Here is a 10,877-nt window from a genome sequence, read left to right as displayed (position 1 = left end):
TTATATTATTGGCTATTACAGCCAAGTCAGGCCACATCATTATAATGCAGGATTAAGCCCAAATGAATCAGAGCGAAGATTTTGGGAAGATTCTAAAACCGTGGCCAAATTTAGTTGACCACTTCACTTGGGGATATTGTTCCACCGCTAATAGCCACACGGCTAGATCGCATTTGTTTCGATTGCTTTGACTTAATTACACCTATAACAATAAACGAAGGTAACTTCGTATAAATGTACGTGCCTTGTGAGTTACCCACAATATCCATGGCAATAGCACGAAGGAAATACCGATTGATGTTTGTTGGAAGATTATCGAAATTTGTTGACTCAATAACATCAAGAGGAAATATGTGTTGCTCAAATTCGTATAAGTTTGAAGATTTACCAAGTAAGAAGTTGGCTAACCCCTCTTCAGCTTTTGCCAACATTTCTAGGTATTCTTGCGGTTTAGTTTCATGGCTATTTTTGCTGCGAACATAAGTAAGTGTTCGCCAAGACAAAGAGGCTGCAAATTTTGACAACCAATTTCCATACACTGCTACTAAACTCGAGTTTTTCATATAAGGGTGGAATATTTTAACCGAAAAAGTTCTTTCCCATGTTGAAAATAAATCTTCGCAAGCTCCACATAACCAATATTCTTTGGCTATATCTTGCTGTCGTTTACTTACTTGATTTCCATCTCTTAAATAACCCGTAATTGAAGTCTTCTTAAGCCACTGTCCTATAAATTTTGGAATAAAATGACTCAACTCAAGCTTCGCTTCTTGATTACATAATTTGCAAACGCCATGCATATAAAAAAGACCTCCATTAAGATAACCTTTGAATAGTATGCATGCTCGCTTACCTCATTAGAGCAGGAAAGCGTGCATCGTTAACTATTTGTATCAAAATAAATTAATCAGATTTCTATCACTTTCCTTACATAACAATCTATCAGACAGAATATCCCATGTGCGAGTTACAAACCTATCATATATTGCAATAGGATCATGCCAACTAAGATAGATAGTTCTGTCTGACATTAGGCTTAAGAGAATGCTCTAGGTAACAGGGTACTATGCAGTTAGCCAGATTAAGCACTGGCATGGAAGTGACCGTTGACGGCATGGATGCCGTCGTCGAGCCTATAGGGATATATCTACGGCGAGTCACTGGAATGACAGTGCTTAATCATTACTAGTCACAGAACAAGTATGATGCTGAGTTAACGATCTACTAATCCACACCCTGACTCAATCAACGCCAGCTTTTGACTACGGCTCAGCTTTTTAACTGCAATCTCACGGCGCAGTGCATCGCCCTGACAGCCAACCTGCTCTTGATACATCAAGGTTAACGGACCTTTACCGCGCAAATACTTAGCAGATTTTGTACTACCAGACTGATGCTCGCTAAAGCGCCTTGCTACATCAGTGGTGACGCCTGTGTATAAATGCCCGTTGGCGCAGCGGACGACATACAAGTACCAGAGGGATGCTGACTTTATGGGTGTAGGCTTCAGAGGTGCAGAATTTAATGGTGCGGGATTCAGCGCTTCTTTAGTCACGCCATCTTTGGTAGCCACAACGCTGGTCACTGGGGCAGATGTGTCTGCCACCAGTGACTCATGTTGCTGTACAACTTCTTTGTCAGTATTGCCTAGGCTATCGGCTGATTCGGTCACTTACGAATGACCTACTTTGCCATACCTAACAGACTTAAGAAGAACGCATATTCTTGGGCTGTGTCTTGGTATTGGCGATAACGACCACTCTTACCACCGTGGCCGGCTTCCATATCCACGTTAAGTAACAAGACTTTATCGTCGCTCTTGTACCATTGGTTTTTAACATCGCGCAGTTTAGCGACCCACTTGGCGGGTTCAAAATACTGCACCTGTGAATCATGCAAACCCGTCGTCACTAACATGTGTGGGTATTCTTGCTCGGTGACATTGTCGTAGGGCGAGTAACTCAGCATGTAATCGAAATAGGTTTTCTCGTTCGGATTGCCCCACTCATCGTACTCATTGGTCGTCAGCGGAATCGACTCGTCCAGCATAGTGGTCACCACATCAACAAAAGGCACATGGGCTGCAAGGGCGAAATACTTATCCGGAGCTTGGTTAGCAATCGCGCCCATTAGCAAACCGCCCGCGCTGCCGCCTGAGGCGACGACCTTGTTTTTATCGCCATAACCTTGTGCCGTTAATGCCGTCGTTACATCGATAAAATCATTGAAGGTATTTTGTTTATTCAACAGCTTACCGTCGTCATACCAAGGGCGACCGAGCATTTCTGAGCCGCGCACGTGAGCGATGGCATACACAAAGCCACGATCGAGCAGACTAATAACGGATGAAGAAAAATCGGGTTCCACTGTGTAACCGTAAGATCCATAACCATATTGATACAGAGGGTTAGTGCCATCTTTCTTGAATTTATCTTTACGATACACCAAAGAAACGGGCACCTTTACGCCATCACGGGCGGTGATAAACACCCGCTCGGCACGATATTGGCTGGCATCGAAGCCGCCTAAGACTTGATCTTGTTTCAATAAATCACGTCTATCGGGATTCACCAGCGAATATTCGTATACGGCTTCTGGCGTTGTCAGGCTAGAGTAGAAAATTCGTAACTTATTGCTGTCTTGCTGGGCATTAACATCTAAACCCATCACATAGGCAGGTTCATCAAAGCTCAACTCGAAGGACTTTTGACCATTGAATGGCATCACTTTAATTCGCGTTAGGCCATTTTCACGGGTCTGAATGATCAGATAATCCTTGAGCACTAACTCGTCTTCGATACGGGCATTGGGATTATGCGCAACCACTTCTTGCCACTTAGATTTGTCCGCCGCATCTTTAATGGCGACCTTCATCAAACGGAAGTTTGTCGCCTGCCAGTTGGTGAGAATGTAATAAGTATCACCCAGCTTAGACACGCTGTATTCGTGACCTTCTTCCCGCGCTAATACTGGCTTGAATAAACCCAGAGGTTCGCTGGCATCGAGCACCGACACTTCGCTGGTCGTGGTGTTTTCTTGGAACAACACAATTTGCGACTCATCTAAGGTTTTGCCCAATGAAATATAAAAAGAATCGTCTTGTTCTTCATACACTAAGACATCGCTCGACTGCTTAGTGCCTAGCTCATGGCGATACACTTGGTAGCCCAGCAAGGTTTTTAGATCTTTGGCGATATAAAATACATGCCTATTATCGTTCGCCCACACTACGCGGCCTTCGGTATTTTCAAGCACGTCGGTGATCATGTCGCCCGAAGCCAAGTCTTTAAAATAGATGTGATATACACGGCGGCTTAATACATCTTCGCCAAAGGCCAACATGGTTTCATCTGGGCTCACACTCGCGCCGCCTAAGCCATAAAACTCATGGCCCTTAGCTCGCTCATTTACATCCAGCATCACTTGCTCAACGCCATCGGCACCCTTACGGCTGATTAACGGATATTCGCCGCCTTCTTTATAACGACTGTAATAGCTGTGCTGGTGCCATTGGTACGGCACGCTCGACTCATCGGCGACTAAACGCTCAGTTAACTCTTTAAAAAGGCCATCTTGCAACGGCTTTAAGGGTTTGAAATAAGCCGCGGTATAGCGATTCTCAGCGTTGAGATAGGCCAACACTTTAGGATCTTTGCGCTCATCATCACGCAGCCAATAGTAATCATCGGTACGCGTTACGCCATGCAAGGTCATCACATGGGGAATTTTTTCAGCAACTGGGGCGGGTACTTGCCCTTTGGAGGTCGAACAAGCGGATAACAACATGGCAATACCTAAAGTGAGTAGCAGAGATCGCATTTATACGTCCTTGTGACGTCCATAACGACCGTCGCAGAATGCAACGGCAAGTCAATTAGCTTATGTGTTCAGTATGATAGTGGTCAGGTGTGCACTAGCGCAAACATTGAACGCGAGAAGTTGCCATTCACGGTAAATAAGAGCAACATAACCGCGTTTTTGAGCGCAAATGGCTCAAAAGCAAATTCTCAGGGCGGGGTGAAACTCCCCACCGGCGGTAAATGGGTAACGCTAAGTGATTATTTTGCTGAGCGACACCCAAAGCCCGCGAGCGCCCGAAATCACTTTCGGGGTCAGCAGATCTGGTGCCTTAGATTTTGCCTAGTGCAAAACTGACTATTCCAGAGCCGACGGTAATGGACTGTTTGCTTTAATGGCGACAGTGCTGAGTCCGGATGGAAGAGAATGTAAGACAACACCTTGCGGTATTTAAGTGCAACGCGCTGATGTATTGCAGTGTTAGCCTCATGTTTTGCAATAACTTCACCCCTAGTGAAGTGATATTGCTACAGCAAAATCGAACCATTGGGTTTGATTACGTTGTATTTCTGCACGCCCTGATTCTGGATATTCCAATGTCGTATTTTTTAAGGATATTAACCATGAATCAGTCTTTACTTGCTCCTTTTGGTACTGCTATCGAACGCGTTGAAGCGGGTCTTAATGCCCTGCGTCAAGGCCAAGGTGTGTTAGTTGTCGATGACGAAGATAGAGAAAACGAAGGCGATTTAATTTTCGCTGCCGAGACACTAACGAACGCCCAAATGGCCATGCTCATCCGTGAATGTAGCGGTATTGTTTGCCTGTGTTTACCCGATGAAAAAATCAAAGCCCTCGAACTGCCTGCTATGGTCGAGCACAACTCGAGCCAATACGGAACGGCATTTACTGTGAGCATTGAAGCAACTGTCGGTGTAACGACTGGGGTTTCTGCCGCTGACCGCGTGACCACCATTAAAGCCGCGATTGCCGACAACGCTAAACCAAGCGATCTCGCTCGCCCTGGCCATGTGTATCCACTTCGTGCCCAACCGGGCGGTGTATTTACTCGCCGCGGCCACACCGAAGGTACTGTCGATTTAGTGCAACTCGCAGGTTTAAAACCTGCTGGGGTATTGTGTGAAGTCACTAATTCCGATGGCACTATGGCGCGCTTACCTGAAATTATTGCCTTCGGTGCACTGCACAACATACCCGTACTGACCATTGAAGATATCGTCGTTTATCGTAAGTCGTTACTGGCGAATGTAGGTTAAGTGAGGTGACAACATCCTCACTTTAGTGATGTTGACTGACCAAAAAAAGGACGTTTAGCTGCGGCAAGCGTCCTTTTTGTTTTATCGAAAAAGGCAGCGTACACACGTTCATCCCATCATTTTCGCTACTGTAAAATGTGCCGCACTAAAGAATTAGAATTAGGCTCTGAGCCAAAGCGAGGGTAAAAACTGGCTGGCATATCACATAAACTCGCATGCAGATCATAGCCATCCTTAATCACCATGGCATAATGCGACTCAATAACCTCAAAATTCAGGTTCAGTATGTTGAGGCCACTTGGGTACGCACCCGAGTCAGATACAAATTATCCCGCGTCATCATGACCCATTGCATATAAGGTAGACCCTATGTCCGTAAAAGCCGATCCTTGTTCGCAACCTAGCTTAATGCATCCAGATCAAGCTATTCCCCTGTTGCTCGAACAAGTGAGCCCTGTTTCAGACACTGAAGTTGTGTTACTTCCCCATGCCCTTGGCCGCGTACTTGCCGAAGATTTAGCTTCTTGCATCGATCTGCCACCATTCGACAATTCGTCTATGGACGGTTACGCCCTGCGCTTTGCCGACTTAAATACGCAAACGAATCAAACCTCATTGCGACTCATCGGCAGTTCATTTGCCGGTCATGGTTTTCAAGGCGAAGCTAAACCCAATACCTGCGTGCGGATCATGACGGGCGCGCCATTACCTGTCGGTTATGACACAGTGCAAATGCAAGAAGAAGCCGAAGTAGACGGTGAGATTGTGCATATTCGTCACCCTAAAGCGCAAGGCGCTAATGTGCGTTGTCGCGGTGAGGAACTGACCCAAGGCACTAAGGTGCTCAATGCGGGCATTCAAATCGGCGCCGCTGAACTGGGCGTACTTGCGACCATTGGCGCTAGCCAAGTACGAGTGTACCGTCAGCTTAAAGTGGCCTTTTTCTCTACCGGTGATGAACTGCGCCCAGTTGGCAGTGAATTAGCTCCGGGGCAAATTTACGATTCAAACCGCTATTCAATCCAAGGCTTACTCAAACGTGCCAATGTCGAATGGTTAGATTTAGGCGTCATCGCCGACGATCCGGAAGCGATACGGCAGGCATTTCGCCATGCTGCCAGCCAAGCAGATATGGTATTAACCTCAGGCGGCGTTTCCGTCGGCGAAGCCGATTTTACTAAGCAAGTTCTCGATGAAGAAGGCCAAATCACCTTCTGGAAATTGGCAATTAAACCGGGCAAACCCTTTGCCATGGGAAAAATAGGTAAGGCGGTGTTCTGTGGTTTACCCGGCAATCCCGTGTCATCTATGGTGACGTTTTATAAACTTGTTTGGCCAATACTTCAAAAGATGCAAGGCTTAACCCCTGTCGCACCTCTAATGTTAAATGCCACACTCAGCACGCCAATACGTAAAAGCCCAGGCCGCGTCGAATATCAACGGGGTATTTTAAGCCGCAATACACAAGGTGAGCTCGAAGTTGCCATTACCGGTAGCCAAGGTTCAGGCATGTTGACCTCAATGAGCCTAGCAAACTGTTTTGTGTTATTAGAGCAATTTCAAGGTGATACCGCCGCTGGCACTCAAGTGACGGTTGAACCCTTTAACAGCGTACTGTGCTAGGAAAATCTCGATGAATGTTTCAAAAGATATTCTTAGCGACAGCGAGCTATTGCGGTACAGCCGCCAGATTTCCATTAAAGCCATGGATATCGACGGTCAAGAATGCTTAAAAACAGCAAAAGTGTTGATGATAGGCGCAGGCGGTTTAGGCTGCGCCGCCAGCCAGTACCTAACCGTTGCTGGTATTGGCGAACTGACCTTAGTGGATTTTGATCGAGTCGAACTGTCGAATCTACAACGCCAAGTGCTGCATCAAGATAGCAATATCGGTCAGCCGAAGGTTGAATCGGCTAAGCAAAGTCTCAGTCAACTGAACCCCTATATCAAAATCAATACTATTGATGCCGTGTTAGATGACCATGAGATTGATGCACTCGTTGCCAAGCACCATTTGGTACTCGACTGCACCGATAATGTCAGCGTGCGCGAACAGCTTAATCTCAGCTGTTTTAAGCATAAAATTCCTTTAGTATCCGCCGCCGCGATTCGTATGGAAGGCATGATCACCGTATTTGACTACCACAACGAAACGCCTTGTTATCATTGCTTTAGTGCCTTGTTTGGTGAACAACAACTCAGTTGTGTCGAATCAGGTATTCTCGCGCCAGTGGTCGGCATGATAGGTTGCTTGCAAGCGATTGAAGCCATCAAAGTGATCACTGGCATGGGTAAAACCTTAGCGGGACGTATTTTGATGATCGATGCGATGACCATGGAGTTTCGCGAGATGAAATTACCAAAACAGAACCGCTGTAAAGTCTGCGGTGCGCAGGATGCGAATACTTAAAAAACTTATACGCGACGTTAGAGAGGCTAACTCACTAACAATAATAAGGAAATTAAAGGAAACCTATGGACTCTGAAAATAGTGTATTTGATCGCGTAACCACTGACGGCACTCTCGTTGGCGCGGGTATTTATAATCTCGTTATTGGCCTTACGCTGATTTGGGGATTTGCCGTTAACTATTGGATGGTCACCAATATCGACCCAGAAGCGATTGCCAGCATTAATTCGTGGGTGTTCTTTATCGGCTATTTTGCCTGTTGTTTTCTGGGGATTTATCTGTTTCAAAAATCGAGTAATCCACTCGTCAGTTTTATTGGTTATAACTTTGTGGTCGTGCCCTTCGGTTTGATTATCAATATGGTGGTCAGTCAATACGACCCTGAATTAGTAACTGAAGCCATTCGCATTACAGGCTTAGTGACTATTGCCATGATGTGTTTAGGTACGCTTTTCCCTGCGTTTTTCCAGAAAATTGTGGGCGCACTGACTATCGCCTTGTTGCTCGTTATTGTTGTCGAACTGATTGAAGTGTTTGTGTTTAATACTCATCACGGCATTTTAGATTGGATAGTGGTGCTTATTTTTTGCGGTTATATTGGTTACGACTGGGGACGGGCGAATCAAATCCCCAAAACTATAGATAATGCTATCGATAGCGCAGCCGCTTTATATATGGATATCATCAACTTATTTCTACGGATCCTGCGAATTTTAGGCCGCAAGTAAGCAAGACAATGAGTCAAAGGCTGTTTATGAAGTTCAGATTAACGTTTGTGACCACCCTGCTATTGGGTGTGGTATTAGTGGGTTGTGGTGAAGCCAAACAACCTGCTGCGAAAGTGAGCATAGCCAATCCCGCTTCAGAGTATTGCATCTCCCTCAATGGCAGCTTAGCAATTGAGATGACTACTGAAGGCGAACATGGCGTCTGTACCTTGCCCAATGGCGAAACCATTGAAGAGTGGGTGTTATTTCGCCGCGATCACAAGGCAGAAAAACCACAATAAAGAGTATTTTTAACTTGATGGCAAAACAGGCGCTTATGCGCCTGTTTTGCCATTTTAAATCAAAGCTTAACGAACTAACTGTTCACAGCGCCAGATTTTGCGCTTAGCTGCTGACTGGAAACTCCACGCTAAAACCCGCGTAATTTTATTGCCTTGCTGCATTTCAATCGTTTTCACAGTATCGACTTTCAACTGCGCTAAGGCTTGATAACAAGGTTTCAGGTTTTCCTTCTTCGATACTAGGCTAGTGAACCACAGGCATTGTTCAGCAAACGCTTGGCTTTCACGGATCATCGTCGCCAAGAACTGCAGTTCACCGCCTTGGCACCAAAGCTCTGCCGCTTGGCCACCGAAATTCAACCTAGGTTCAGTCTTTACCGCGCTACGACGATTAAGCTGTAGATTGTTAACCTTACGTTTTGTCCCCTCATTGGCCTCAGCCATAGAGGCATGAAAGGGTGGGTTACACAGCGTTAACTCAAAACGTTCTTCGGTTTGAATAATGCCCTTAAAAACAGCCTTTTCATTCGGCTGTAATCTTAATTGTAAACGCCCCTGCAATGGCGGATTAAGCTCGATAATACGTTGCACATTGCTAAGGGAATCAGCATTGATATCCGTGGCGACAAATTGCCAGCCGTATACTTGGCTACCCAGTATCGGATAAATACCATTCGCGCCAGTGCCAATATCTAATACCCGTACTTTATCCATAGCGCATGATTTATCGCCTTCGGCTAAGAGATCGGCTACATAATGTAAATAATCGACTCGACCAGGAATAGGGGGACATAAAGCTCCCGCAGGAATATCCCAAAATTCAATCCTATAGTGGTGTTTAAGCAAGGCGGTATTGAGCGTTTTAACCGCCTGAGGGTCGGCAAAATCTATTGATAAAGCGCCATAGGCGGTGGGCCGAACAAAGGTTTTTAGTTTAGGCAATGCGTTTATCAGCGCCGGAAAATCATAACCGTGCAAATGGGCATTACGCGGATGTAGAGTTTTTTTGATTTCGGCACTGGGTCGGTTTTTCATTAGCGCCTTACTCACCTTTGCCTTGGCGCCAGCCTTCTTTGTTCTGTTGGTTTTGGTATTTATTGGGCTAGCGGCGATTTTGACAGGCGCTGAAGCAGTAGGTTTTACGGCAGGTTTTGACATAGTCACTCTTGTAGCGCAGTGGGTGTAATGCAGTGGGCCGACATACGTCAGCCCTTAAAATGGAGCAGTAAATTAATCGTACAAATAAGAGGTAAACAGTAAGTTGACTATCAATGGCTTACCCGCCTCTTGAGTGATCAAATTATTGACGATGTCGAAGCATTCACGGCGAATCTCTTCACGTCCTATCAGTGATTTCACTTTGTCTTCCGATTGGTTACCTAACACTTCAACAATGGCGGCGCGCAATAGCGGATCATGTCGCTCAATAGTAATGAGGTCGTCGGGACTTTTAACCATCAATTCAATGCTGATTTTAACAAATCCTAGTTTCTTACGATTTGAAATGTAATTGGTGACGATTTCTGGGTCAAAAGCATAGTAAGCATACTCAGGTGCGGTCGCGGCAGCGGTATCTGCAGGCGCCACTTCTTTCTCATCGGCGGCGTAAACACTAAAAATACCAGTGAATAAAATCAGACAAGTTGAGAGTAATTTTTTCATAGCGACTTATGGCCCCTAAAACAATAATGGTAATGGAAGAAACTTCCCAATCTATCTGCTCGCGCCATGACATGCTAAACTGCCGACGTTTGCTTATATTGTAACGAGTATTTAATGAATGTGACTAGCTTAAGCTTCCCTTATGGTGAATCTATTCAATGGTTTTGTGCCGATAGCGCCAACAAACTCCCTCTTTCACCCTTAAAAGAATGGTTGATCGCCACTGGCAGCCTAACGCAAAAACTCAAAACCTGCTGTACTGAATTTGAGGTCAAAGTCTTAGGTGAAGGGCACTATGCGCCATTAAATGGTGAATATCCTCAACAGGGGTCAGTCTGGATCCGCGAAGTATTGCTCTGCCTCGACACTGTACCTTGGGTATTTGCTAGAACCTTGATCCCTGAAAGTTTAATGTCTGAACGACAAGGCGATTTTCTCAGCCTTGGCTCTCGCCCCTTAGGCGAATTGCTATTTAGCCAAGATAACTTTATCCCCGGTAGAATAGAAGTCGCTAGTTTTGAAACCTGTAGTCGCCTTGCCCACTTAGCTGAAAGTTTACAGCAAACTGTCGAACATGATCTTTGGGGCCGCCGCCGTTACTTTCATCACGGTGAGCACGAAATGATCGTCAGTGAGTTTTTTTTGCCCGCGGCCGAACAAGCTATTAATAAGATGTAATGCGATTTTCAGTTTGAAAGTCAATAAAAAAATGCCTCTAATT

12 protein-coding genes and 1 riboswitch are annotated in these 10,877 nt (G+C 45.5%); of the genes, 7 read left to right on the top strand and 5 right to left on the bottom strand.

Going from position 1 to position 10,877, the window contains the following annotated elements; translation table 11 throughout:
• Positions 1-110 precede the first annotated feature (110 nt).
• Positions 111-800 carry a hypothetical protein gene (locus ACRN9H_RS16090; protein WP_432315079.1) on the bottom strand — a complete coding sequence of 230 codons (690 nt, stop codon included), beginning with the start codon at positions 798-800 and terminating at the stop codon, positions 111-113.
• Positions 801-1,066: 266 nt separating this feature from the next.
• Here ACRN9H_RS16090 and ACRN9H_RS16085 point away from each other — a divergent pair, with 266 nt between their 5' ends.
• Positions 1,067-1,189 (top strand): hypothetical protein, encoded by a 123-nt coding sequence (locus ACRN9H_RS16085; protein ID WP_432315077.1) that lies wholly within the window; start codon positions 1,067-1,069, stop codon positions 1,187-1,189.
• Positions 1,190-1,213: 24 nt separating this feature from the next.
• Here ACRN9H_RS16085 and ACRN9H_RS16080 read toward each other — a convergent pair whose 3' ends face one another.
• Both ACRN9H_RS16080 and ACRN9H_RS16075 read right to left on the bottom strand, forming a co-directional pair.
• A complete protein-coding gene (locus ACRN9H_RS16080) occupies positions 1,214-1,672 on the bottom strand; it encodes a GIY-YIG nuclease family protein (RefSeq protein WP_432315076.1) in 459 nt (152 codons plus the stop codon).
• 11 nt (positions 1,673-1,683) lie between these two features.
• Positions 1,684-3,819 (bottom strand): S9 family peptidase, encoded by a 2,136-nt coding sequence (locus ACRN9H_RS16075; protein ID WP_432315074.1) that lies wholly within the window; start codon positions 3,817-3,819, stop codon positions 1,684-1,686.
• Between the two features lie 180 nt (positions 3,820-3,999).
• A riboswitch (FMN riboswitch) is annotated at positions 4,000-4,230 on the top strand.
• 191 nt (positions 4,231-4,421) lie between these two features.
• Here ACRN9H_RS16075 and ribB point away from each other — a divergent pair.
• The 5 genes from ribB (at position 4,422) to ACRN9H_RS16050 (ending at position 8,494) form a co-directional block, all read left to right on the top strand.
• The gene (gene ribB / locus ACRN9H_RS16070) at positions 4,422-5,075 is read left to right on the top strand and encodes a 3,4-dihydroxy-2-butanone-4-phosphate synthase (protein ID WP_432315072.1); all 654 of its coding nucleotides are present in this window, start codon (positions 4,422-4,424) and stop codon (positions 5,073-5,075) included.
• A gap of 369 nt (positions 5,076-5,444) precedes the next feature.
• Positions 5,445-6,698 (top strand): molybdopterin molybdotransferase MoeA, encoded by a 1,254-nt coding sequence (gene moeA / locus ACRN9H_RS16065; RefSeq protein WP_432315070.1) that lies wholly within the window; start codon positions 5,445-5,447, stop codon positions 6,696-6,698.
• A gap of 10 nt (positions 6,699-6,708) precedes the next feature.
• Entirely contained in the window at positions 6,709-7,485 is a 777-nt protein-coding gene (moeB, locus tag ACRN9H_RS16060) for a molybdopterin-synthase adenylyltransferase MoeB (RefSeq protein WP_432315068.1), read from the top strand.
• Between the two features lie 65 nt (positions 7,486-7,550).
• Positions 7,551-8,213: a Bax inhibitor-1 family protein gene (locus ACRN9H_RS16055; RefSeq protein ID WP_076497378.1), complete on the top strand. Its 663-nt coding sequence runs from the start codon at positions 7,551-7,553 to the stop codon at positions 8,211-8,213.
• 26 nt (positions 8,214-8,239) lie between these two features.
• Positions 8,240-8,494: a putative hemolysin gene (locus ACRN9H_RS16050; protein WP_432315066.1), complete on the top strand. Its 255-nt coding sequence runs from the start codon at positions 8,240-8,242 to the stop codon at positions 8,492-8,494.
• A 66-nt stretch (positions 8,495-8,560) separates the two neighbouring features.
• Here the strand turns inward: ACRN9H_RS16050 and rlmF are convergent, their stop codons facing one another.
• Positions 8,561-9,652, bottom strand: a complete 1,092-nt coding sequence (rlmF, locus tag ACRN9H_RS16045; RefSeq protein WP_432315065.1) for a 23S rRNA (adenine(1618)-N(6))-methyltransferase RlmF — start codon at positions 9,650-9,652, stop codon at positions 8,561-8,563.
• A 72-nt stretch (positions 9,653-9,724) separates the two neighbouring features.
• A complete protein-coding gene (locus ACRN9H_RS16040) occupies positions 9,725-10,156 on the bottom strand; it encodes a flagellar basal body-associated protein FliL (protein ID WP_432315063.1) in 432 nt (143 codons plus the stop codon).
• Positions 10,157-10,270: 114 nt separating this feature from the next.
• On the opposite strand from ACRN9H_RS16040, the gene ACRN9H_RS16035 reads away from it, so the two are divergent.
• Positions 10,271-10,834: a chorismate--pyruvate lyase family protein gene (locus tag ACRN9H_RS16035; protein ID WP_432315061.1), complete on the top strand. Its 564-nt coding sequence runs from the start codon at positions 10,271-10,273 to the stop codon at positions 10,832-10,834.
• The last annotated feature ends 43 nt before the right edge of the window (positions 10,835-10,877 follow it).

It is taken from the genome of Shewanella sp. MF08487 (assembly GCF_050848685.1).
GTDB lineage: Bacteria > Pseudomonadota > Gammaproteobacteria > Enterobacterales > Shewanellaceae > Shewanella > Shewanella glacialipiscicola.
This window is presented reverse-complemented; position numbering and strand designations above follow the sequence as displayed.